Source organism: Enterobacter sp. MGH 4, assembly GCF_000534735.1.
Classification (GTDB): Bacteria; Pseudomonadota; Gammaproteobacteria; order Enterobacterales; family Enterobacteriaceae; genus Enterobacter; species Enterobacter intestinihominis.
In genome coordinates, this window is the sequence record NZ_KI973294.1 from 1 (window position 1) to 24,285 (window position 24,285).

General features: G+C 53.5%; 22 protein-coding genes, 1 tRNA gene, 2 rRNA genes and 1 other annotated feature. Of the genes, 9 read left to right on the plus strand and 16 right to left on the minus strand.

What is annotated here, in order from left to right; translation table 11 throughout:
* The 6 genes from L350_RS0122495 to rluD all read right to left on the minus strand — a co-directional run.
* A 23S ribosomal RNA gene (locus tag L350_RS0122495) occupies positions 1-1,118 on the minus strand; the annotation flags it as partial.
* Positions 1,119-1,301: 183 nt separating this feature from the next.
* Positions 1,302-1,377 (minus strand) — tRNA-Glu (locus tag L350_RS08320).
* Positions 1,378-1,461: 84 nt separating this feature from the next.
* Positions 1,462-3,003 (minus strand): 16S ribosomal RNA (locus tag L350_RS08315).
* Between the two features lie 426 nt (positions 3,004-3,429).
* Complete coding sequence (clpB, locus tag L350_RS08310) at positions 3,430-6,003, minus strand: ATP-dependent chaperone ClpB (protein ID WP_022649055.1); 2,574 nt, start codon at positions 6,001-6,003, stop codon at positions 3,430-3,432.
* Between the two features lie 129 nt (positions 6,004-6,132).
* The gene (yfiH, locus tag L350_RS08305) at positions 6,133-6,864 is read right to left on the minus strand and encodes a purine nucleoside phosphorylase YfiH (protein WP_023298396.1); all 732 of its coding nucleotides are present in this window, start codon (positions 6,862-6,864) and stop codon (positions 6,133-6,135) included.
* The gene (gene rluD, locus L350_RS08300) at positions 6,861-7,841 is read right to left on the minus strand and encodes a 23S rRNA pseudouridine(1911/1915/1917) synthase RluD (RefSeq protein WP_022649057.1); all 981 of its coding nucleotides are present in this window, start codon (positions 7,839-7,841) and stop codon (positions 6,861-6,863) included. The genes yfiH and rluD overlap by 4 nt, the downstream gene beginning before the upstream one ends.
* Before the next feature lie 131 nt (positions 7,842-7,972).
* On the opposite strand from rluD, the gene bamD reads away from it, so the two are divergent.
* The 4 genes from bamD (at position 7,973) to pheA (ending at position 10,739) form a co-directional block, all read left to right on the plus strand.
* A complete protein-coding gene (bamD, locus tag L350_RS08295; protein ID WP_003863164.1) occupies positions 7,973-8,710 on the plus strand; it encodes an outer membrane protein assembly factor BamD in 738 nt (245 codons plus the stop codon).
* Between the two features lie 267 nt (positions 8,711-8,977).
* The gene (gene raiA / locus L350_RS08290; protein ID WP_006811628.1) at positions 8,978-9,319 is read left to right on the plus strand and encodes a ribosome-associated translation inhibitor RaiA; all 342 of its coding nucleotides are present in this window, start codon (positions 8,978-8,980) and stop codon (positions 9,317-9,319) included.
* 103 nt (positions 9,320-9,422) lie between these two features.
* Positions 9,423-9,548, plus strand: a sequence feature (Phe leader region).
* Positions 9,424-9,471, plus strand: coding sequence for a pheA operon leader peptide PheL (pheL, locus tag L350_RS24300; RefSeq protein ID WP_100229775.1), 48 nt, complete (start codon positions 9,424-9,426; stop codon positions 9,469-9,471). It overlaps the preceding feature by 48 nt.
* 30 nt (positions 9,549-9,578) lie before the next feature.
* Complete coding sequence (pheA, locus tag L350_RS08285; RefSeq protein WP_023306733.1) at positions 9,579-10,739, plus strand: bifunctional chorismate mutase/prephenate dehydratase; 1,161 nt, start codon at positions 9,579-9,581, stop codon at positions 10,737-10,739.
* On the opposite strand, the gene L350_RS08280 is transcribed toward pheA, so the two are convergent.
* The 3 genes from L350_RS08280 to aroF are packed head-to-tail and all read right to left on the minus strand — an operon-like array spanning position 10,736 to position 13,871.
* Complete coding sequence (locus tag L350_RS08280; protein ID WP_022649059.1) at positions 10,736-11,608, minus strand: SMP-30/gluconolactonase/LRE family protein; 873 nt, start codon at positions 11,606-11,608, stop codon at positions 10,736-10,738. The genes pheA and L350_RS08280 overlap by 4 nt on opposite strands.
* Positions 11,609-11,668: 60 nt before the next feature.
* Complete coding sequence (tyrA, locus tag L350_RS08275) at positions 11,669-12,790, minus strand: bifunctional chorismate mutase/prephenate dehydrogenase (RefSeq protein ID WP_032625630.1); 1,122 nt, start codon at positions 12,788-12,790, stop codon at positions 11,669-11,671.
* 10 nt (positions 12,791-12,800) lie between these two features.
* The gene (gene aroF, locus L350_RS08270; RefSeq protein ID WP_006811632.1) at positions 12,801-13,871 is read right to left on the minus strand and encodes a 3-deoxy-7-phosphoheptulonate synthase AroF; all 1,071 of its coding nucleotides are present in this window, start codon (positions 13,869-13,871) and stop codon (positions 12,801-12,803) included.
* Between the two features lie 477 nt (positions 13,872-14,348).
* Between aroF and L350_RS08265 the strand changes: the two genes are divergently transcribed.
* From L350_RS08265 to L350_RS08255, 3 genes are read left to right on the plus strand one after another with little or no spacing between them, the layout of a single operon-like run.
* Entirely contained in the window at positions 14,349-14,885 is a 537-nt protein-coding gene (locus tag L350_RS08265; RefSeq protein ID WP_032626196.1) for a regulatory sequestration protein YfiR, read from the plus strand.
* Positions 14,878-16,098, plus strand: a complete 1,221-nt coding sequence (gene dgcN, locus L350_RS08260) for a diguanylate cyclase DgcN/YfiN (protein ID WP_032625633.1) — start codon at positions 14,878-14,880, stop codon at positions 16,096-16,098. The genes L350_RS08265 and dgcN overlap by 8 nt, the downstream gene beginning before the upstream one ends.
* Before the next feature lie 12 nt (positions 16,099-16,110).
* On the plus strand, positions 16,111-16,593 hold the full coding sequence (locus tag L350_RS08255) for an OmpA family protein (RefSeq protein ID WP_032625634.1): 483 nt from the start codon (positions 16,111-16,113) through the stop codon (positions 16,591-16,593).
* Positions 16,594-16,595: 2 nt separating this feature from the next.
* Here L350_RS08255 and L350_RS08250 read toward each other — a convergent pair whose 3' ends face one another.
* The 7 genes from L350_RS08250 to ffh form a co-directional block, all read right to left on the minus strand.
* Complete coding sequence (locus tag L350_RS08250; RefSeq protein ID WP_032625638.1) at positions 16,596-17,966, minus strand: PepSY-associated TM helix domain-containing protein; 1,371 nt, start codon at positions 17,964-17,966, stop codon at positions 16,596-16,598.
* 38 nt (positions 17,967-18,004) lie between these two features.
* Positions 18,005-18,409, minus strand: a complete 405-nt coding sequence (locus tag L350_RS08245) for a DUF2946 domain-containing protein (RefSeq protein WP_022649065.1) — start codon at positions 18,407-18,409, stop codon at positions 18,005-18,007.
* 131 nt (positions 18,410-18,540) lie between these two features.
* Positions 18,541-18,888, minus strand: a complete 348-nt coding sequence (rplS, locus tag L350_RS08240) for a 50S ribosomal protein L19 (RefSeq protein ID WP_002914145.1) — start codon at positions 18,886-18,888, stop codon at positions 18,541-18,543.
* A gap of 43 nt (positions 18,889-18,931) precedes the next feature.
* A complete protein-coding gene (gene trmD / locus L350_RS08235; protein ID WP_032625641.1) occupies positions 18,932-19,699 on the minus strand; it encodes a tRNA (guanosine(37)-N1)-methyltransferase TrmD in 768 nt (255 codons plus the stop codon).
* A 31-nt stretch (positions 19,700-19,730) separates the two neighbouring features.
* Positions 19,731-20,270, minus strand: coding sequence for a ribosome maturation factor RimM (gene rimM / locus L350_RS08230; RefSeq protein WP_003863136.1), 540 nt, complete (start codon positions 20,268-20,270; stop codon positions 19,731-19,733).
* A 15-nt stretch (positions 20,271-20,285) separates the two neighbouring features.
* A complete protein-coding gene (rpsP, locus tag L350_RS08225; protein ID WP_022649067.1) occupies positions 20,286-20,534 on the minus strand; it encodes a 30S ribosomal protein S16 in 249 nt (82 codons plus the stop codon).
* Between the two features lie 116 nt (positions 20,535-20,650).
* Positions 20,651-22,012, minus strand: coding sequence for a signal recognition particle protein (ffh, locus tag L350_RS08220; RefSeq protein ID WP_032625643.1), 1,362 nt, complete (start codon positions 22,010-22,012; stop codon positions 20,651-20,653).
* A 166-nt stretch (positions 22,013-22,178) separates the two neighbouring features.
* Here ffh and L350_RS08215 point away from each other — a divergent pair, with 166 nt between their 5' ends.
* Together L350_RS08215 and L350_RS08210 are read left to right on the plus strand one after the other, a co-directional pair.
* Positions 22,179-22,970, plus strand: coding sequence for a cytochrome C assembly family protein (locus L350_RS08215; protein WP_014832951.1), 792 nt, complete (start codon positions 22,179-22,181; stop codon positions 22,968-22,970).
* Between the two features lie 19 nt (positions 22,971-22,989).
* Positions 22,990-24,276, plus strand: coding sequence for an HlyC/CorC family transporter (locus tag L350_RS08210; RefSeq protein ID WP_026094274.1), 1,287 nt, complete (start codon positions 22,990-22,992; stop codon positions 24,274-24,276).
* Positions 24,277-24,285: the final 9 nt, after the last annotated feature.

Genomic DNA, 24,285 nt, shown 5'->3' on the forward strand with positions numbered 1-24,285 from the left:
CAGGCCGACTCGACCAGTGAGCTATTACGCTTTCTTTAAATGATGGCTGCTTCTAAGCCAACATCCTGGCTGTCTGTGCCTTCCCACATCGTTTCCCACTTAACCATGACTTTGGGACCTTAGCTGGCGGTCTGGGTTGTTTCCCTCTTCACGACGGACGTTAGCACCCGCCGTGTGTCTCCCGTGATAACATTCTTCGGTATTCGTAGTTTGCATCGGGTTGGTAAGCCGGGATGGCCCCCTAGCCGAAACAGTGCTCTACCCCCGAAGATGAGTTCACGAGGCGCTACCTAAATAGCTTTCGGGGAGAACCAGCTATCTCCCGGTTTGATTGGCCTTTCACCCCCAGCCACAGGTCATCCGCTAATTTTTCAACATTAGTCGGTTCGGTCCTCCAGTTAGTGTTACCCAACCTTCAACCTGCCCATGGCTAGATCACCGGGTTTCGGGTCTATACCCTGCAACTTAACGCCCAGTTAAGACTCGGTTTCCCTTCGGCTCCCCTATACGGTTAACCTTGCTACAGAATATAAGTCGCTGACCCATTATACAAAAGGTACGCAGTCACCCCATAAAGAGGCTCCCACTGCTTGTACGTACACGGTTTCAGGTTCTTTTTCACTCCCCTCGCCGGGGTTCTTTTCGCCTTTCCCTCACGGTACTGGTTCACTATCGGTCAGTCAGGAGTATTTAGCCTTGGAGGATGGTCCCCCCATATTCAGACAGGATACCACGTGTCCCGCCCTACTCTTCGAGTTCACAACCTGTGCATTTTCGTGTACGGGACTATCACCCTGTACCGTCGGACTTTCCAGACCGTTCCACTAACACACAAGCTGATTCAGACTCCGGGCTGCTCCCCGTTCGCTCGCCGCTACTGGGGGAATCTCGGTTGATTTCTTTTCCTCGGGGTACTTAGATGTTTCAGTTCCCCCGGTTCGCCTCGTTAACCTATGTATTCAGTTAACGATAGTGCAACGGATTGCACTGGGTTTCCCCATTCGGACATCGCCGGGTCAAAGGTTCATATCACCTCGCCGGCGCTTTTCGCAGATTAGCACGTCCTTCATCGCCTCTGACTGCCAGGGCATCCACCGTGTACGCTTAGTCGCTTAACCTCACAACCCGAAGATGTTTCACTTCATGATTGCGAAAATTTGAGAGACTCGAACACACATGAGCTGTGTGTCGTTTCAATTTTCAGCTTGATCCAGATTTTTAAAGAGCAAATATCTCAAACATGACTCGCAAGTCAGTTTTGAGATATGACGGCAGGTGACTTTCACTCACGAACCAGCAAGTGGCGTCCCCTAGGGGATTCGAACCCCTGTTACCGCCGTGAAAGGGCGGTGTCCTGGGCCTCTAGACGAAGGGGACGTACAGTCTCAATCGCAAGACGCCTTGCTATTTACTTTTCATCAGACAATCTGTGTGGACACTGCAAAGGCAGGTTCTTTAAGGTAAGGAGGTGATCCAACCGCAGGTTCCCCTACGGTTACCTTGTTACGACTTCACCCCAGTCATGAATCACAAAGTGGTAAGCGCCCTCCCGAAGGTTAAGCTACCTACTTCTTTTGCAACCCACTCCCATGGTGTGACGGGCGGTGTGTACAAGGCCCGGGAACGTATTCACCGTGGCATTCTGATCCACGATTACTAGCGATTCCGACTTCATGGAGTCGAGTTGCAGACTCCAATCCGGACTACGACGCACTTTATGAGGTCCGCTTGCTCTCGCGAGGTCGCTTCTCTTTGTATGCGCCATTGTAGCACGTGTGTAGCCCTACTCGTAAGGGCCATGATGACTTGACGTCATCCCCACCTTCCTCCAGTTTATCACTGGCAGTCTCCTTTGAGTTCCCGGCCTAACCGCTGGCAACAAAGGATAAGGGTTGCGCTCGTTGCGGGACTTAACCCAACATTTCACAACACGAGCTGACGACAGCCATGCAGCACCTGTCTCAGAGTTCCCGAAGGCACCAATCCATCTCTGGAAAGTTCTCTGGATGTCAAGAGTAGGTAAGGTTCTTCGCGTTGCATCGAATTAAACCACATGCTCCACCGCTTGTGCGGGCCCCCGTCAATTCATTTGAGTTTTAACCTTGCGGCCGTACTCCCCAGGCGGTCGACTTAACGCGTTAGCTCCGGAAGCCACGCCTCAAGGGCACAACCTCCAAGTCGACATCGTTTACGGCGTGGACTACCAGGGTATCTAATCCTGTTTGCTCCCCACGCTTTCGCACCTGAGCGTCAGTCTTTGTCCAGGGGGCCGCCTTCGCCACCGGTATTCCTCCAGATCTCTACGCATTTCACCGCTACACCTGGAATTCTACCCCCCTCTACAAGACTCTAGCCTGCCAGTTTCGAATGCAGTTCCCAGGTTGAGCCCGGGGATTTCACATCCGACTTGACAGACCGCCTGCGTGCGCTTTACGCCCAGTAATTCCGATTAACGCTTGCACCCTCCGTATTACCGCGGCTGCTGGCACGGAGTTAGCCGGTGCTTCTTCTGCGGGTAACGTCAATCGACAGGGTTATTAACCCTGTCGCCTTCCTCCCCGCTGAAAGTACTTTACAACCCGAAGGCCTTCTTCATACACGCGGCATGGCTGCATCAGGCTTGCGCCCATTGTGCAATATTCCCCACTGCTGCCTCCCGTAGGAGTCTGGACCGTGTCTCAGTTCCAGTGTGGCTGGTCATCCTCTCAGACCAGCTAGGGATCGTCGCCTAGGTGAGCCGTTACCCCACCTACTAGCTAATCCCATCTGGGCACATCCGATGGCAAGAGGCCCGAAGGTCCCCCTCTTTGGTCTTGCGACGTTATGCGGTATTAGCTACCGTTTCCAGTAGTTATCCCCCTCCATCAGGCAGTTTCCCAGACATTACTCACCCGTCCGCCACTCGTCAGCGAAGCAGCAAGCTGCTTCCTGTTACCGTTCGACTTGCATGTGTTAGGCCTGCCGCCAGCGTTCAATCTGAGCCATGATCAAACTCTTCAATTTAAGTTTGATGCTCGTGAATTAAACTTCGTAATGAATTACGTATGTTCACTCAGAGACTTGGTATTCATTTTTCGTCCGAGGACGTTAAGAATCCATGTCACTTTGAGTGCCCACACAGATTGTCTGATAAATTGTTAAAGAGCAGTGCCGCTACGTTTTCGCTGCGGCGCGGGGTGTGCATATTACGCTTTCCCGCTTCAGAGTCAAGCGTTTATTTTGCTTTTCTCTGCTGACCCGGCGGCGTGTGTGCCGTTGTTCCGTGTCAGTGGAGGCGCATTATAGGGAGTTCTTCTGAGGCTGCAAGTGCAAAGTGAAAATTATTTACTGACTGCTCACTTTCCAGGCAAAACACATCTCAGACATTAATTCTTGCCTGGTTTTTAAACAAAAACGAGCCGCAAGCGGCCCGTTTTTGCGTTTTGTGACTTACTGCACTGCCACAATTCGGTCTTCGTTGGCTTCCAGACGGATAACTTTGCCCGGAACCAGCTCCCCGGAGAGGATTTGCTGCGCCAGCGGGTTTTCGATCTGCTGCTGGATTGCACGTTTTAACGGACGCGCGCCATAAACAGGATCGTAACCATTCTCGCTCAGCAGTTTCAGCGCATCATCCGAGATGTGGATTTCATACCCACGCTCTTCCAGACGCTTGTACAGACGCTGCAACTGGATCTGCGCAATCGACGCAATGTGTTTCTCACCCAGCGGATGGAACACGACCACTTCATCAATACGGTTGATGAACTCCGGACGGAAGTTTTGGCTGACCACACCCAGCACCAGATCTTTCATATGGCTGTAATCCAGCTCACCGAAGCGTTCCTGAATCAAATCGGAACCCAGGTTCGAGGTCATGATCACCACCGTGTTACGGAAGTCGACCGTTCTCCCCTGCCCGTCCGTCAGGCGTCCATCATCCAGCACCTGCAACAGGATGTTAAACACATCAGGGTGTGCCTTTTCCACTTCATCCAGCAGGATGACGGAATAAGGACGACGACGAACCGCTTCCGTCAGGTAACCGCCCTCTTCATAACCGACATATCCCGGAGGCGCACCGACCAGACGCGAGACAGAGTGTTTCTCCATAAACTCGGACATATCGATACGCACCATCGCGTCATCGCTGTCGAACATAAAGTTAGCCAGCGCTTTACACAGCTCGGTTTTACCGACACCGGTTGGCCCCAGGAACAGGAACGAGCCGATGGGACGATTCGGATCGGACAGCCCCGCACGGCTACGACGAATGGCGTTAGATACCGCTTCGACCGCTTCGTTCTGGCCAATGACGCGCTGATGCAGATCCTGCTCCATACGCAGCAGTTTTTCGCGTTCACTTTCCATCATGCGAGCTACAGGAATCCCCGTCCAGCGCGCCAGCACTTCGGCAATCTCGGCGTCCGTCACTTTATTACGCAACAGACGCATGGTTTTGCCTTCCGACTGCGTGGCGATCTCAAGCTGTTTTTCCAGCTCAGGGATCTTGCCGTACTGTAGCTCGGACATCCGCGCCAGGTCCCCTACGCGACGCGCCTGCTCAATGGCAATTTTCGCCTGCTCCAGCTCCGCCTTGATTGTCTGGGTGCCAGAGAGGGAGGCTTTCTCAGCTTTCCACTCTTCTTCCAGCTCAGAATACTGACGCTCTTTCTCATCCAGTTCTTCGTTGAGCATATCGAGGCGTTTCTTACTCGCTTCATCAGACTCTTTGTTCAATGCCTGCTGTTCCAGCTTGAGCTGAATAATGCGGCGATCGAGTCGGTCCAGCTCTTCCGGTTTCGAGTCAATCTGCATACGGATGCTGGACGCCGCTTCATCGATAAGGTCGATGGCTTTATCCGGCAACTGACGGTCGGCAATGTAACGATGCGAAAGCGTCGCCGCCGCAACGATGGCCGGGTCAGTGATCTGCACATGATGGTGCAGCTCATAACGCTCTTTCAGACCACGCAAAATCGCGATGGTATCTTCAACGCTTGGTTCTGCGACAAACACCTTCTGGAAGCGTCGCTCCAGCGCGGCATCTTTTTCAATGTACTGACGATACTCGTCCAGCGTAGTGGCACCGACGCAGTGAAGTTCACCACGTGCCAGCGCAGGTTTCAGCATGTTCCCGGCATCCATTGCGCCGTCAGCTTTACCTGCCCCCACCATAGTGTGCAGTTCGTCAATAAACAGGATGACGTTGCCTTCCTGTTTCGCCAGATCGTTCAGCACGCCTTTCAGACGCTCTTCAAATTCACCGCGGTATTTCGCCCCGGCCACCAGCGCGCCCATATCCAGCGCCAGTACGCGACGGCCTTTCAGCCCTTCGGGCACTTCGCCATTAACGATACGCTGCGCCAGCCCTTCAACGATGGCGGTTTTACCGACGCCAGGCTCACCAATCAGCACCGGGTTGTTTTTGGTACGACGTTGCAGTACCTGAATAGTCCGGCGAATTTCTTCGTCGCGACCGATTACCGGGTCAAGTTTGCCCTGCTCGGCACGTTCGGTCAGATCGACCGTAAATTTTTTCAAAGCCTGACGTTGGTCTTCGGCTCCCTGGTCGTTCACGCTTTCACCTCCGCGCATTTTCTCAATCGCCTGGGTCACATTAGCGGTGGTTGCACCGGCGGATTTCAGCAGGTCGGTTAAGGTACCGCGTGATTCAAGCGCCGCCAGAACAAACAGCTCTGACGAAATAAAGTTGTCCCCACGTTTTTGCGCCAGCTTGTCGCAAAGGTTCAGTACACGCACCAGATCCTGTGACGGCTGTACGTCGCCACCGGTACCTTCTACCTGCGGTAAACGACTCAGCGCCTGATCGATGGCGGTGCGTAACTGGCCGGCATTAATGCCAGCGGACGTTAACAAAGGACGTATCGATCCCCCTTCTTGATTCAGCAAGGCGCTCATTAAATGAAGAGGTTCGATAAATTGGTTGTCGTGCCCCAGTGCGAGGGACTGGGCATCGGCGAGAGCAAGCTGGAATTTATTAGTAAGACGATCCAGACGCATAACTCCTCCCATAACAGGTCAAATTTGCTACTGGAGATTAAATGAGGTCATCCCTCAATTATTCAAGGTTAATAACCTGAATTATGTGAAAAGAAAACGGCGCGTACCGGATCGTCTTGATTCTTTAGGTTATATCAGCCAAATGAAACTTGCCATACGGCCTGTCGTCTTGTCACGGCGCCAGGAGAAAAAATCACCCTTTTCGGTGAATGTACAGCGATCTCCGCCAAAGATCTGGGTCACGCCGACATTATTAAGGCGCTGGCGGGCAAGCTGATAAATATCGGCCAGATATTTATCGCCGGACGCCACAAACGCATTAACCGCCTGAGGATCTTTTTCCATAAAAGCTTGCCGAACCTCAGGCCCCACTTCAAATGCCTGCGGGCCAATCGCCGGGCCAAGCCAGGCGATGAGATTTGCAGAATCGTCCTGGAAGCAGGCAACGGTCTCTTCCAGCACGCCTTCACACAGGCCACGCCAGCCCGCATGCGCTGCTGCAATCTCCGTACCGGCACGGTTACAAAACAACACCGGCAGGCAATCAGCGGTCATCACCGCGCAAACCGTTCCCGGCGTATTGCTGTACGAAGCATCGGCGCGTTTAGACGCATAGGGCTCACCCGTAAGCTTCAGCACCGCTTTACCGTGCACCTGCTCAAGCCAGACCGGTTTTGAAGGAAGGTTTCCCGCAGCAAACAGACGTTTACGGTTCTCTTCGACGTGCTCCAGGTTATCGCCACAGTGCGCACCGAGGTTCAAAGACGCCCACGCACCCTGGCTCACGCCACCGATACGGGTTGAACTACAGGCGGCCACGCCTTCAGGCAGTGGCCACTCCGGGACAATCAGTTTGGTCATAACCAGTCCACGTGATCCTTATGTTCTTCGAAATCTGCGCGCATCGCGTCGATAAGTTCCACCATATCCTGTGGGATAGGCGCATGCCATTCCATCTGAATTCCGGTGATTGGGTGGTAAAGACGTAGCATCGTCGCATGCAGCGCCTGGCGATCGAATTTACGCAGCACGGAGATGAATTCATCCGATGCGCCCTTTGGTGGACGCGGACGACCGCCGTAAACAGGGTCACCCACCAGCGGATGGGTAATATGCGCCATGTGCACGCGGATCTGGTGAGTACGCCCGGTTTCCAGACGCAGACGCAGGCGCGTATGAATACGGAAATGTTCCATGATGCGGTAGTGGGTCACCGCCGGTTTACCCATCGGGTGCACGGACATATGCGTACGCTTGGTTGGATGACGACTAATCGGCTCTTCCACCGTGCCGCCAGAGGTCATATGACCAATGGCCACCGCTTCATACTCACGGGTGATTTCGCGCAGCTGCAAAGATTCCACCAGTCGAGTCTGGGCGGGGATCGTCTTCGCCACCACCATCAGACCCGTGGTGTCTTTATCCAGACGGTGAACGATACCGGCACGCGGTACGTCAGCTATCGGCGGGTAATAATGAAGGAGTGCGTTAAGTACCGTACCGTCAGGATTACCCGCGCCCGGATGGACGACAAAGTCACGCGGTTTGTTGATGACCAGAATATCGTCATCTTCGTAGACGATATCCAGCGGGATATCCTGCGGCTCGAAGCGGACTTCCTCTTCGATTTCAGCATTGATGGCGACAGCTTCCCCACCAAACACTTTCTCTTTTGGTTTGTCCCAGATCTTGCCGTTTACCAGCACGCGCTGGTCAAGGATCCATTCTTTTATACGTGAACGCGAATAATCAGGGAACAATTCGGCCAAAGCCTGATCTAAGCGTTGACCGAGCTGATTTTCGGAGACTGTTGCGGTGAGTTCTACTCGTTGTGCCATAAACTGCTTCTTCGTTTAACGTTGGGTTTTACGGCTTTGCCGTTTAATATAGTGTGCTATTGTAGCTGGTCTTAATCGGGAGCAGGAACTGAGTTTCTCCCGGACAAACATTTGAGGAAAGTCAAAACGTCATGACGCGCATGAAATATCTGGTGGCAGCGGCCACGTTGAGCCTGGCTTTGGTGGGCTGCTCCGGTTCGAATGAACAGGTCCCTGACAATCCGCCGAATGAAATCTATGCGACTGCACAACAAAAGTTGCAGGACGGTAACTGGAAACAGGCGATAACGCAACTGGAAGCGTTGGATAATCGCTATCCGTTTGGTCCGTATTCACAGCAGGTACAGTTAGATCTGATCTACGCCTACTATAAAAATGCCGATCTGCCGCTGGCTCAGGCAACGATCGATCGTTTCATGCGTCTGAACCCTACCCATCCTAACATCGATTACGTGATGTACATGCGCGGCCTGACTAACATGGCGCTGGATGACAGTGCATTGCAGGGCTTCTTCGGGGTGGATCGTTCTGACCGTGACCCGCAACATGCGCGTGATGCTTTCAATGACTTCTCCAAACTGGTGCGTAGCTACCCGAACAGCCAGTACATTACCGATGCCACTAAGCGTCTGGTGTTCCTGAAAGATCGTCTGGCGAAATACGAGTACTCCGTTGCGGAATACTACACCCGCCGTGGCGCATGGGTTGCCGTGGTTAACCGTGTAGAAGGCATGCTGCGTGATTATCCGGATACCCAGGCCACGCGTGATGGCCTGAAGCTGATGGAGAATGCGTATCGCCAGATGCAGATGACGGCTCAGGCTGACAAAGTGGCGAAAATCATTGCCGCGAACAGCAGCAATACCTGATACCGCTACAACGCATAACGGCAGCCCGCAGGCTGCCGTTTTTTTATTCTTTCAGACTTAAGCTGAAGCGGTTTAGCTTCAACACATCCAGTCAACTATGACCGCAATTGCTGGCTTCGACAAGGTAAATCTCACCTCTTCCTGCCCTGCCTCACAAAAAAGATTCCCTGACAAAAACCGACAAAATAACGTGATCTAAATCACACATTTTGACATTAGGTCGGGTATGCTGGAATCACCAAGACGGAAAGACAAGAGGTAAAATTTATGACAATGAACATTACCAGTAAACAAATGGAAATTACTCCGGCAATCCGCCAGCACGTCGCAGACCGTCTCGCCAAACTGGATAAATGGCAAACACATTTGATTAATCCACATATCATCCTGTCCAAGGAGCCGCAGGGTTTCGTCGCTGATGCAACTATCAATACTCCAAACGGCCATCTGGTCGCCAGCGCTAAACACGAGGATATGTACACTGCAATTAACGATTTGATCAACAAGCTGGAACGGCAGCTCAATAAAGTGCAACACAAAGGTGAAGCCCGTCGCGCCACAACATCGGTGAAAGACGCCAGCTTCGCGGAAGAAGTTGAAGAAGAGTAATCCTTTAAATTGAGTGTACCGACAACGCGCCTTCGGGCGCGTTTTTTATTGACAGGATCAAAACAGTACAGGTACTTTAACCCTATCAATTTCAGGATGACCTAATGAAACAGACGCCGTTTTTCTTCGCATTCTTTTTTACCTTCCCCTGACCGGGAGGCGTTTCGTCGTGTGATAAAGAATGCGAAGACGAACAACAAGGCCTCCCACACCGGGAGGCCTTTTTTATTGATAACGATAAAATGAGACAGACAACACTATGACACCGGAAAACCCGCTCCTGGATTTACGCGTAAAAATCAGTGCACTCGACGAAAAGTTACTGGCCCTGCTGGCAGAACGCCGCGCGCTCGCCATTGAAGTGGGCAAAGCCAAGCTGGATTCTCATCGGCCGGTGCGCGATATCGATCGCGAGCGTGATTTACTGGAACGGTTGATACAGCTCGGCAAAGCGCATCATCTTGATGCCCACTACATCACCCGCCTGTTCCAGCTCATCATTGAAGATTCCGTTCTGACGCAACAGGCCCTGCTCCAGCAGCATCTGAACAAAACCAACCCGCACTCTGCTCGGATCGCTTTCCTCGGCCCGAAAGGTTCTTATTCTCATCTGGCGGCTCGCCAGTACGCAGCCCGTCATTTCGAAGAGTTCATTGAGAGCGGTTGTGCAAAATTTGCAGACATCTTCAACCAGGTCGAAACCGGCCAGGCAGATTACGCCGTGGTGCCTATTGAGAACACCAGTTCCGGCGCCATCAACGATGTTTACGATCTGCTCCAGCACACCAGCCTGTCGCTGGTCGGTGAGCTGACTATTCCTATCGATCACTGCGTGCTGGTCTCTGGCTCAACCGATCTGAGTCAGATCGAAACGGTGTACAGCCACCCGCAGCCGTTCCAGCAGTGCAGCCAGTTCCTGAACCGTTATCCGCACTGGAAAATTGAGTACACCGAAAGCACCTCGGCGGCGATGGAAAAAGTGGCGCAGGCAAACTCTCCTGCCGTCGCGGCACTCGGTAGCGAAGCGGGCGGCGCGCTGTATGGCTTACAGGTGCTGGAACGCAATCTGGCCAACCAGACGCAAAATATCACCCGTTTCGTGGTTCTTGCCCGCAAGGCCATCAACGTGTCCGACCAGGTTCCGGCGAAAACCACCCTACTGATGGCGACCGGCCAGCAGGCGGGTGCGCTGGTTGAAGCGCTGCTGGTGCTGCGTAATCACAACCTGATCATGACGAAGCTGGAATCCCGCCCAATACATGGCAACCCGTGGGAAGAGATGTTCTATCTCGACGTTCAGGCCAACCTGGAGTCTGCATCCATGCAGAAAGCCCTGCGCGAACTGGGCGAGATCACACGCTCCATGAAAGTACTGGGCTGCTATCCGAGCGAAAACGTGGTCCCGGTCGATCCGGCTTAATGTTCGATAAAGCGGCTTTTCTTCATCCCTGCCACATTTACAGGCAGGGTGAAGATGGCACCGGAAAGCGGGTATTTCGCCAGCTCCTCCGCCTCCATATTTTCCCGCGTGGTGGTGATAAACAGCGTTTTCATATCGTCGCCGCCAAAGCAGACCATTGTCGGGCAGCGTACCGGCAGCCGGTATTCTTCCAGCTGTTCGCCTTGCGGTGAAAACCGTGCGATACGCCAGCCGTCAAACAGTGCGCTCCAGTAGCAGCCTTCCTCATCCATTGCCGCTCCGTCGGGTATACCGTCTCCCTCACTAAAACGGCGAAACTCTTCGCGCTTACCGGGTTCCCCCTGCTCATCAAGCGGCGTACGGTAAATCACACCGTTCGGCGTATCAGAAGTAAACATCCACCGTTTGTCAGGACTAAACGCTAAACCGTTATGCCCCTGAATATCGCACTGGATCACTTTCGGTGTCAGGTCGTTGTCGATACGCATCAACATGGCGCCGTTATAATCTCCCGGCCCCCAGAACGTGCCCGCATAAAACCGTCCCTGATGGTCGGTGCCTCCATCGTTAAAGCGTGCAAGCTGCGGGTTGGACGGGTTATCGCAAACCTTACGCTGGAGCAGGCCGTGTTTATCGGTCAGCCAGATGGCGTTTCGCATCGCGACGATAAATCCGCCGCGTTCACGCAGGGCAAAACACCCAACTTCTTCATGGAATGAGAGCACCGAGTGTTCCGCGGTGGGCAGATGGTACCGATGAATCTCCCCTTCCAGAATATCCGCCCAGTAGAGCGCCTTCTCTTCAGCACTCCACGTCGGGCATTCGGGCAGATGCCCGGTATAGTTCAACAGCAGCTGTGGTTCAGCCATGACAGTTCCCCAAAATGAAAAAAGCCAGCATTGCTGGCTTTCAGTATATACATCATCAGATTACTGGCGACTGTCATTTGCCTGGCGCAACAGCGTGCGGCTTTCATTCTGGAATCGCGTGGCGTAATCACCGAACCAGTGCTCCACTTTACGGAAACTGTCGATAAACGCTTGTTTATCGCCGTGTTCCAGCAAGGTGATCGCTTCGCCAAAACGCTGATAGTAGCGCTTGATCAGCGCCAGGTTATTTTCAGACGACATGATGATGTCGGCGTAAAGCTGTGGATCCTGGGCAAACAGTCGCCCGACCATCGCCAGCTCCAGACGATAAATTGGCGAGGAAAGCGCCAGCAATTGTTCAAGCTGAACGTTCTCTTCCGCCAGGTGCAGACCATAGGCGAAGGTTGCAAAGTGGCGCAGCGCCTGAATAAACGCCATGTTCTGATCGTGCTCAACCGCACTGATACGGTGCAAACGTGCCCCCCAGACCTGAATCTGTTCCAGGAACCACTGATACGCTTCCGGCTGACGACCGTCGCAGTAAACCACTACCTGCTTCGCCAGGCTGCCGCTGTCCGGGCCAAACATCGGGTGTAACCCAAGCACGGGCCCGGTGTGCGCCGCCAGCATTGCCTGTAGAGGGCCATTTTTAACGGACGCCAGATCCACCAGAATGCAATCTTCCGGCAGCGGAGGAAGTTTCGCGATAATCTGCTCCGTCACATGAATCGGTACGCTGACGATAACCATTCCGGCATCCTTAATGAGCTCCGGCGCATGCGGCCAGTCCTCTTTTTCCAGGATGCGCACCTGATAGCCAGAAAGCGTCAGCATTTTTTCAAACAGACGCCCCATCTGGCCGCCGCCACCGACAATCACCACCGGACGCAGCGACGGACAGAGAGTTTTGAAGCCCTTGTCGTTTTCGCTGGAATAGGATTCCCGCATCACACGACGCAGGACATCTTCAATTAAGTCCGGTGAAACGCCCAGCGCCTGTGCCTCTTTACGGCGGGAGGCGAGCATAGAGGCCTCACGCTCCGGAACGTAAATTGGCAGGCCGTATTTGCTTTTAACTTCGCCGACCTCAGCAACCAGTGCCATGCGGCGCGCCAGCAGGTCCAGCAACGCCTTATCCACTTCATCAATTTGATCGCGTAATGCGGTCAATTCAGCAACCATAACTACCCTCTTATGCCAGACGCGTCGCCAGCTGGCCGTTCAAATCTTTGTGGATCTCACGCAGCAGCGCATCGGTGGTTTCCCAGCTAATGCAGGCATCGGTGACCGAGACGCCGGGCTTCATCGCGCTACGCGGCTGTTCCGATGACTGATTGCCTTCATGAATATTACTTTCAATCATCAGGCCGATAATGGAACGGTTGCCATCTTTAATCTGAGCAATAACAGATTCTGCAACCGCAGGCTGGCGACGGTAATCTTTATTCGAATTACCATGACTGCAATCTACCATCAGCGCCGGACGCAGTCCCGCCTGTTCCATCTCTTTTTCACACTGCGCGACATCCGCCGGGCTGTAGTTTGGCGCTTTACCACCGCGCAGGATCACATGCCCGTCCGGATTGCCCTGCGTTTGCAGCAGGCATACCTGGCCCGCCTGGTTGATCCCGACAAAACGATGGGGCATAGCGGCGGCGCGCATGGCGTTAATCGCCGTGGCCAGGCTGCCGTCGGTACCGTTTTTAAAACCAACCGGCATAGACAGGCCAGACGCCATCTCGCGGTGGGTTTGTGACTCGGTGGTGCGCGCCCCAATCGCAGACCAGCTAAACAGATCGCCGAGGTACTGCGGGCTGTTCGGATCCAGCGCTTCGGTTGCCAGCGGCAGCCCCATGCTGACCAGCTCCACCAGCAGGCGACGCGCAATCTTCAGGCCCGCTTCCACATCAAACGAGCCATCCATGTGCGGATCGTTAATCAACCCTTTCCAGCCAACCGTTGTACGTGGCTTTTCAAAATAGACGCGCATCACCAGATAGAGGCTATCGCTGACCTCCTCCGCTAATGCTTTAAATCGACGAGCGTACTCAATGGCGGTTTCAGGATCGTGAATGGAGCAAGGACCACATACCACCAGCAGGCGCGGATCGCGGCCTGCGATAATGTCAGAAATGGTCTGGCGAGAGTGCTCAATCTGAGCTTCCTGCGCGACGCTCAGCGGGAATTCCGCCTTCAGTTGATCCGGGGTGATTAACACCTGTTCGTCAGTGATATGTACGTTGTTCAGCGCGTCTTTTTGCATGATTGCGATCCTGTAAAACTCGTTTGCGATAGTGGTTTTCCTCGAAGAGGTGACACAACGATAACACATCAAGTAAAGATTTCAATCCAAAATGCGTACAGATTATTTTACAGCAGCCATTTAAATGCCAAATCACAGGTTAAAATCGTAAACATAAAATTACACATACGCTTTTAACGCCAGTCTACGCTCACACCAGGCACGCTATCCCGGCGCTGGCCGTTAGCTTAATTATCCTCGGGTGAATTGAGGGAAAGTTGCGTGGCTACATAAATTCTGGCAACAAAAATGAATAAAAGTATGAATTCCAGCAGACTTAATTGAGCCTGCCTAAATTACTTTGAATATCGTGCTCTGTAAGATTTAGCTTAGGTCAAGACAGGGATATTTCTGACATAATGACGGCTTTGAGAAAGAATGGTATTCTGCCGGAAATTCATAAGGACATCTATTTCCGGGGCGGTTTGGCGGATTCTGATGAGAAATACATTCTTGATCGCTTTGCTTCACCTCCCCCTGGCGCTAATGCTGTTCATTTTGGTGAGCCCTGCAAGGGCAGGCTCGTTCACGGAAACGGATAAATCAGTACGTTCGATTGTTTCTGGCATTGTGAGCTACACCCGATGGCCAGCACTGTCCGGCCAGCCTAAGCTCTGTATTTATGCCTCTTCCCATTACAGACAGGCGCTCAGCAGTGAAGATGAACACAACCCGTTGCCCTATAGTCCTGTCATTGTGCATAGCGATCGGGAAGCACTCGCAGCAAGGTGTGATGCCCTCTATTTCGGGAGCGAGTCGCCGACAAAACAACAGGAAATAATAAATCAATATCAGGGCCAGGCGTTGCTATTAATGTCAGAGCAAAATCCTGAATGCGTTATTGGCAGCGCATTTTGTCTGATAATAGAGCACAACAAGGTCAGGTTTTCCGTAAATCTGGATGCGCTGACGCGCAGTGGCGTAAGAGTCAATCCGGATGTATTAATGCTCGCACGGAATAAGAAGCATGAATAAGGAAGTCACACCAACACCGCGTCCGACGTTTAAAAGAACGTTGCGGCGAATCAGCATGATAAGCGTCATTATAACGATGACGTTTATATGGTTGCTGCTGTGTTTCGCTTCCGTGGTGACATTAAAGCAATACGCGCAAAAAAACCTCGAACTCACCGGCGCCACCATGAGCCACAGCCTTGAGGCTTCTCTGGTGTTCAACGATGCCGTGGCGGCAAATGAAACGCTGGCGACCCTCGGCAAGCAGGGGCAATTTGCTGTGGCGGAAGTGCTTAATGCACATCATAAACGGTTTGCCTGGTGGTCGTGGAACCCGGCGGATAATACCGACACGCTGGGCGCGCTGGTCAACCGGTGGTTGTTCCCTGTTCCTGTCGCACAGCCCATCATACATAACGGTAATGTGATTGGCGAAATTCGTCTGACCGCACGAGACAGCCTGATTAGCCACTTTATCTGGCTCTCATTTGCGGTCCTCACCGGCTGCATTCTTTTTGCCTCTGCCGTCGCATTGACCATCACCCGCTCGCTACATCATGGCATGGTTGTTGAAATGCAAAACATCACTGACGTTGTGCATGACGTCCGTACCAACCGCAACTTCTCTCGCCGGGTAACGGAAGGCCGCATCGAAGAGTTCCACCAGTTTGGTGAAGACTTCAACAGCCTGCTGGATGAAATGGAAGAGTGGCAGCTCAAGCTACAGGCGAAAAACGCTCAACTGTTGCGTACCGCCATGCACGATCCGCTCACGGGGCTTGCAAACCGCGCCGCGTTTCGCAACAACATTGCGGCCTTAATGAATGACGCTTCGGCAAAGACCAATTCTGCCCTGCTCTTCCTGGATGGTGATAACTTCAAGTTTATTAACGACACCTGGGGCCATGCCGCGGGCGACTGCGTACTGATCGAAGCCGCAAAAAGGATGGTCGAATTTGGCGAAAAACGTCATCAGTCTTACCGTCTTGGCGGCGACGAGTTTGCCATGATCCTTTATGGCGTCCACACCGCGCGTGAGGTCGAATATATTTGCGCTGCGCTGTCGCAGCAATTTATCCGTCCGTTTGATCTGCATAACGGACACACAGCATCAATGTCACTCAGCATTGGCTTTGCTCTGGCGTGGGAAAATGCCTCCGTCGAGGCATTACTGGAGCAAGCCGATCGCAATATGTACCTGGTCAAAAACCAGCGTTCGAAAACAACACCCTGAAAGGAAGACGATATGTTGAAGCGATACTTCGCGCCGTTGTTACTGGCATCTCTGGTTATGTCCGGGTGCCAGACGCCGGAGGGTAAATTCACACCAGAGCAAATCGCGGCCATGAAGTCCTACGGCTTTAACGAACTGAATGGCGACTGGTCCCTGGGCCTGTCGGATAAGATCCTGTTTGATAAAAATGACGCCAGACTGCGTCCGGAAAGTGAAACGCAGATCCAGACTATGGCCTCACGTCTGGCGGCAACCGGTCTGAATCACGCCCGGATGGACGGCCATACGGATAACTATGGCGAAGAGAGCTACAACGAAGCGCTTTCGTTAAAACGTGCCAATGTTGTAGCGGATGCCTGGGCGAAGGGCGCGAACATCCCGCGCAGCAACCTCACTACGCGGGGTTTAGGCAAAAAATACCCTCTCTGCAGCAACCGTACTGCGCAAGGGCGCGCTGAAAACCGCCGTGTTGCGGTAGTTATCAGCACGCCTTAAGGCTATTTAGCGGATGTGCCGGCGAGCGACACGCCTGAAGCCGCTCGCCAGCGCAGCCAGTCAATCACGATAAATACCGCCAGACTGACGCCCATTACCGGCAACGCCAGCCCCAGCAGGAGGCTTATCATGAACGTCACTCCTCTTCCCCACAGCGGCAATGCCAGCCAGCTTTGACAGAGCGTCTGTACCGGGTTCGCGGCTGACGTCGCAGGACGACGCATCCACCACATCCGGTATCCCCAGATAATCAGCACGCACAGCGCAACGCCAAACGCGATGAGCAGCAGCTGATTTGCCAGACCAAACAGGATCCCCATATGGAAATCCACGCCCCAGCGGGTGAGTTTAGCCATCAGCGGGAAATCCCCAAAGCGAGTCCTGTCCAGCACCTTCAGAGAGTGGGGGTCCACGGCAACGGCATCAACCTGCGTCGGCCAGCGGCGATCGATTTCCGTCACCGTCCAGGCCTGGTCGACCCTGCTTGCCGGACGGATCTCAACGTTGTTAGCATCAATTCCTGACTGGCGGGCGGCCTGCAATACGCTGTCAAAAAGCGACAGTTCAACAGGCATTTCAGGCATCGACATTCCGCCGTGATGACCACGATGTTCGGCGTGTTCATCCATCATTTCCGGCGCACCGGAAAGGGTGGTGTTTACCTGCGGCGTCAGCCAGTTCATCTCTGCACGCAGCTTATCGACGTTGCCACCGGCCCATTGTGACCAGGTTAACCCGGTGACTGAGAACAGCAGCATTCCCGCCAGTAAGGTCCAGCCTAAGATCACATGCAGGCGACGACGATTCTGGAAACGATTGTTAATACGGCGCTTCGGTCGGGTATAGAACCACAGCGCGATCCCGCCCAGGGCAGCAACCCACATCCACGAGGCGGCTAACTCGCTATAGAGGCGTCCGAGGTTGCCCAGCATCAGCGAGGTATGCAGGTAATCGATAGTCTGACGCAGCGGTAAAATCCCGCTGGTGCCGTAGACGGTCATATCCCCTCGAACCTCAAGGCTGGCGGGATCAATAAAAATAGCCCGATGCTCGGAGGGACCCAGCGCCGGGTCGGCAAACATCACGCGGGTCGTTTCGCCCTCTTCCAGCCCCGGACGAACGGCATGCAGACGCAGGTCTGATTCTACAGCCTTTTCGGCCGCGGCAATTTGTGCAGCAAGAGGCTGCACCTCACCCACGGCATCCGTGTGGAGTGCATGATGGTACAGCGCATTTTCAAGCTGCGGCGTGGCGACATACAGCGTACCGGTCAGCGCTGCGAAGAAAATAAACGGACCAACAAACAGCCCGATATAGAAATGGAGGCGACGCAGCAGGTTTCCCCATGCCGCGCGCGGAGTGCAGGTAGTCATACTTTTCCTTTTTAAGGCAAAAAGTGAGTGATTTTGTTTTAAAGGGAGAAAGCAGACCGACGCGGCGGCGCGCGGGTATCGGGGTAAAGCCAGGGGAAAAAGTGCCAGTGGCTGACCGCCTGACGAGGCGGCTTCATGCGCAACCGCTGCAACACCACGCTGAGCAGAACGATAAGCGCCAGCATCACGCCCGGCACATGCGCTAACAGCACGCAGTAGCCGCAGGCTTCCGCATGGTCAACTGGCATGGAATGCGGCATATCCCCATGATGCTCGTCCATCGACATCATGCTCATGTCATGGTGCATGCCCGGCATGGCGCTCATGGGATCTTTTTGCAGCGAGACGGAGATCAGCGGCGCCACGACGATCAGCAGGATCGCAAACAGCGCGGTCAATGCCGCTGCGCGTTTCCAGCTATGCTGATGCAGTACGTTATCCACTTACCCTCCACCCAAGAGGCGAACATTGTAAATGATTTATGACGGAAGGGTTAACGCGAGAGTTGCTATGAGATAAAAAAAGGCCAGCCTTTCGGCCAGCCCTTTCTGACAGGATGTCGCTTAAGCGAATCTTAGTTCAGACGCTCTTTAATACGAGCAGACTTACCAGTACGCTCACGCAGGTAGTACAGTTTAGCTTTACGTACAGCACCACGACGTTTAACAGCAATGCTGTCAACTACCGGAGAGTGAGTCTGGAAGACACGCTCAACGCCTTCGCCGTTGGAAATTTTACGAACAGTGAATGCAGAGTGCAGACCGCGGTTACGAATAGCGATAACCACGCCCTCGAATGCCTGCAGACGTTTTTTGGAACCTTCAACAACCCATACTTTCACTTCCACGGTGTCACCTGGACGGAAGGAAGGTACGTCCTGCTTCATCTGCTCTTGTTCAAGTTGCTTAATAATGTTGCTCATAATTTAATCTCTTATCCTGGGTAAACTGATATTCGGGAGCGTATTACGCTTTCCCATCATGTTCATGCTGCTGGTGCGCTTGTTCGGTTTTGAACTCGGCCAGCAACTTTGCTTGCTCTTCAGTCAGAGCCAGGTTTTCCAGAAGTTCAGGTCTTCTAAGCCAGGTCCGGCCCAGCGACTGCTTCAAACGCCAGCGACGTATCTCGGCATGGTTTCCAGACAGTAACACTGCCGGGACTTCCATCCCTTCTAACACTTCAGGACGAGTATAGTGTGGACAGTCCAGCAATCCATCGGCAAAGGAATCTTCCGTTGCCGAAGCTTCATGGCCCAGAACCCCCGGAATAAACCGGGCGACGGAGTCAATCAGCGTCATTGCTGGTAACTCACCACCGCTGAGAACGTAATCGCCGATAGACCATTCTTCGTCAATCTCGGTTTGAATTACGCGCTCATCTATCCCTTCGTAGCGACCACAGACCAGAATCAGCTTTTGATTCGTCGCCAGTTCGCTCACGCCCGCTTGATCAAGCTTGCGTCCCTGAGGTGACAGATAAATCACCTTCGCGCCTTCACCTGCCGCGGCTTTTGCTGTGTGAATGGCGTCCCGTAAGGGTTGCACCATCATCAACATCCCCGGTCCGCCGCCGTAAGGACGATCGTCCACGGTACGGTGCCGGTCATGCGTGAAGTCACGAGGACTCCAGCTCTGGATGCTCAGCAGGCCATTCTTTACTGCCCGGCCAGTTACCCCGTAATCGGTAATCGCGCGGAACATTTCAGGAAACAGGCTAATTATGCCAATCCACATAGCGCCGTCTTTTACCGTTTATCCGGAGAATTTAAAAACCAGGATCCCAATCTACTTCAATGGTTTGAGTAGTGAGATCGACTTTCTTGATAACCTGTCCATCGAGGAACGGGACCAACCGCTCCTTGATGCCAAATGCATCTTTCAGGTTTGCCTTAATGACGAGAACGTCATTTGACCCGGTTTCCATCATGTCGATGACTTTCCCCAGGCTGTAGCCTTCAGTGGTCACTACCTGGCAACCCATAAGGTCTTTCCAGTAGTAGTCACCCTCTTCCAGTTGCGGCAACTGCGACGAATCCACGACAATTTCACAATTAGTCAGCGCATTCGCGGCATCTCGATCGTCAATGCCTTTCAGCTTGATGATGATGTCCTGATTGTGGTGACGCCAGCTTTCCAGCTCGACCTCTTCCCACTTACCGGCTTTCTGGATAAACCAGGGCTGGTAATCAAAAATGCTATCAGCGTCTTCAGTGGAGGAAAACACTCTGAGCCAACCACGGATACCGTAGCAAGAACCCATTTTTCCCAATACGATCGGTTCAACAGGTGCTTTATTGCTCATCATGACCACCGTGACAGATTAAGCTGCTTTGTTTGCTGCTTTGATCAGCGTAGCAACGCGATCGGAAACAGTAGCGCCCTGGCCAACCCAGTGAGCGATACGATCCAGATCCAGACGAGTTTCTTCTTCTGCGCCAGAGGCCAGTGGGTTGAAGAAACCAACGCGCTCAATGAAGCGACCGTTGCGTGCATTACGGCTGTCAGTCACAACAACCTGGTAGAACGGACGCTTTTTAGCGCCGTGACGTGCTAAACGAATAGTTACCATAACATCCTCTTGTGTGAATAAAACAACCGGGCCCCATCGAGGAACGGAGCCCGGGTGTCATATTAAAAGCCCGAAAATTTTACTCATTTTCGGGCAAAAAGCAATCTCAAAAGCGATTATCGCCCAGGAAAACCGGGCGGCATCATGCCTTTCATGCCGCGCATCATCTTCGCCATGCCGCCTTTCTTCATTTTCTTCATCATGCGCTGCATGTCGTCGAACTGTTTCAGAAGGCGGTTAACGTCCTGGACCTGCATGCCGCAACCGGCTGCGATACGGCGCTTGCGGGAACCTTTGATGATTTCTGGCTTCGCGCGCTCTTTCAGCGTCATCGAGTTGATGATTGCCTCCATACGCACCAGCACTTTGTCATCCATCTGGGATTTGACGTTGTCCGGGATCTGCCCCATACCCGGCAGTTTACCCATCAGGCTTGCCATACCGCCCATGTTTTTCATCTGACGCAGTTGCTCAAGGAAGTCGGTCAGATCGAAACCGTCACCTTTTTTCAGCTTGCTGGCGAGTTTTTCAGCCTGCGCGCGGTCAACCCTGCTTTCGATATCTTCGATCAGCGATAGCACGTCGCCCATGCCGAGGATACGGGAGGCAATACGATCCGGGTGGAACGGCTCCAGCGCTTCGGTTTTCTCGCCCACGCCGAGGAACTTAATTGGCTTACCGGTGATATGACGAATAGACAGCGCCGCACCGCCGCGAGCGTCGCCGTCGACTTTGGTCAGCACCACGCCGGTTAACGGCAGGGCTTCGTTAAACGCTTTCGCGGTGTTCGCCGCATCCTGACCGGTCATGGCGTCGACAACAAACAAGGTCTCTACCGGATTGATAGAAGCATGAACCTGCTTGATTTCGTCCATCATCGCTTCGTCAACGTGCAGTCGACCGGCGGTATCCACCAGCAGCACGTCGTAGAATTTCAGCTTCGCCTCTTTCAGCGCCGCGTTAACGATGTCAACAGGCTTCTGCGCCACGTCGGACGGGAAGAAGTCTACGCCAACCTGCTCGGCCAGCGTTTCCAGCTGTTTGATCGCCGCCGGGCGATACACGTCCGCCGAAACCACCAGCACTTTTTTCTTGTGCTTTTCGCGCAGGAATTTCCCCAGCTTACCGACGCTGGTGGTTTTACCCGCACCTTGCAGACCCGCCATCAGCACGACGGCCGGTGGCTGAGCCGCCAGGTTAAGCACCTGGTTCTCTTCGCCCATCGCCGAAACCAGCTCGTTACGGACGATTTTGACGAACTCCTGACCCGGAGTCAGGCTCTTGTTAACTTCATGACCAACCGCTTTCTCTTTCACGCGGTTGATAAAATCACGCACGACCGGCAACGCAACGTCTGCTTCCAGCAGCGCCATGCGCACTTCGCGCAGCGTTTCCTTGATGTTCTCTTCGGTGAGGCGTCCACGGCCGCTGATGTTGCGCAGCGTGCGCGACAAACGATCGGTTAAATTATCAAACATTGTCTCTCGCCTGGGGTAGAAACGTTAGGTCGCCTGGGCGACACATACACAGAATTTTGCCGGAGTATAACATGAAGGCGCCTTTGTTGTTATGCAACGGTTGGAGCAGGCGTCACGTAACGTTATACTGCTTCTCTTTCTTATTAAGACAACTGTCGACGCCTATATGCCTGTTTTCGCACTGATCGCCCTTGTTGCCTACTCTGTCAGCCTCGCGCTGATCATTCCTGGCCTGCTGCAAAAAAACAGCGGCTGGCGGCGCATGGCTATTCTTTCGGCAGTGATCGCACTGATTAGCCATGCGTTTGCGCTGGAATCACGCATCATTCCCGGCGACGGCAGCGTGCAAAATCTGAGCGTGCTGAACGTCGGCTCGCTGGTCAGCCTGATGATCTGTACGGTCATGACCATTGTCGCGTCTAAAAATCGTGGCTGGCTGCTGCTGCCGATAGTCTACGCCTTTGCGCTGATCAACCTGGCGTTAGCCACGTTCATGCCCAATGAGTTTATTACCCATCTGGAAGCCACGCCGGGGATGCTGGTGCATATCGGCCTGTCTCTATTCTCCTACGCGACGCTGATCATCGCCGCCCTTTACGCCATGCAGCTCGCCTGGATCGACTACCAGCTGAAAAATAAAAAGCTGGCGTTTAACCATGAAATGCCGCCGCTGATGGTGATTGAGCGTAAGATGTTCCATATCACCCAGGTCGGCGTGGTTTTGCTGACGCTGACGCTGTGCACGGGCTTGTTTTATATGAAGAACCTGTTCAGCGTGGAGAATATCGATAAAGCGGTCCTCTCCATCATCGCGTGGTTTGTCTATATTGTCCTGTTATGGGGCCATTATCATGAAGGCTGGCGCGGACGTCGCGTGGTCTGGTTCAACGTTGCGGGTGCGGGCATTCTCACGCTTGCCTATTTTGGTAGCCGCTTCATACAGCAATTTGCTGGCTAAGTAACAAAAGGAGTTCCCCCTGGAACACATCTCTACCACCACGCTGATCGTCATTCTGGTCATCATGGTGGTCATCTCCGCTTATTTCTCTGGCTCTGAAACCGGCATGATGACGCTGAACCGCTACCGGTTACGTCATCGCGCCAAGCAGGGTAACCGTGCCGCGCGTCGTGTCGAAAAGCTTCTGCGTAAGCCGGACCGGCTGATTAGCCTGGTGCTTATCGGTAACAACCTGGTCAATATTCTCGCCTCTGCACTGGGCACTATCGTCGGGATGCGTCTGTACGGCAATGCAGGCGTGGCGATTGCCACAGGTGTGCTCACGTTTGTGGTACTGGTGTTTGCGGAAGTGCTGCCCAAAACCATCGCGGCGCTTTACCCGGAAAAAGTCGCCTACCCGAGCAGCTTCCTGTTAGCACCGCTGCTTATTCTGATGATGCCGCTGGTCTGGCTGCTGAATATGGTGACACGGGTGCTGATGCGCATGGTTGGTATAAAGGCAGACGTCACCATCAGTAGCGCGCTCAGCAAAGACGAACTGCGTACCATCGTGAACGAATCCCGCTCGCAGATCTCCCGTCGCAATCAGGACATGCTCCTGTCGGTGCTGGATCTGGAAAAGGTCAGCGTTGACGACATCATGGTGCCGCGCAATGAAATCGTCGGGATTGATATTAACGACGACTGGAAGGCCATTGTCCGCCAGCTGACGCACTCCCCGCACGGGCGTATCGTCCTCTATCGCGATTCTCTCGACGATGCCATCAGCATGCTGCGCGTGCGCGAGGCCTATCGTCTGATGACTGAGAAAAACGAGTTCACCAAAGAGGTGATGCTGCGCGCCGCCGACGAAATTTACTACGTGCCGGAAGGCACCCCGCTGAGCACGCAGCTGGTGAAGTTCCAGCGAAACAAGAAGAAAGTCGGTCTGGTAGTGGATGAATACGGCGACATACAGGGACTGGTGACGGTCGAAGATATTCTGGAAGAGATTGTCGGGGACTTTACCACGTCAATGTCGCCTTCCCTTGCAGAAGAAGTCACCCCGCAAAACGACGGGTCAGTGCTTATCGACGGCAGCGCCAACATTCGTGAAATCAATAAAGCGTTTAACTGGCATTTGCCGGAAGACGAAGCGCGGACGATGAACGGAATGATCCTGGAAGCGCTGGAAGAGATCCCGGCGGCAGGCACGCGCGTGCGCATTGAGCAGTATGATATTGATATTCTGGACGTTCAGGACAACATGATTAAGCAGGTGAAGGTCCTGCCCGTTAAACCTTTACGCGAAAGTATCGCCGAGTAATGTTGTAGG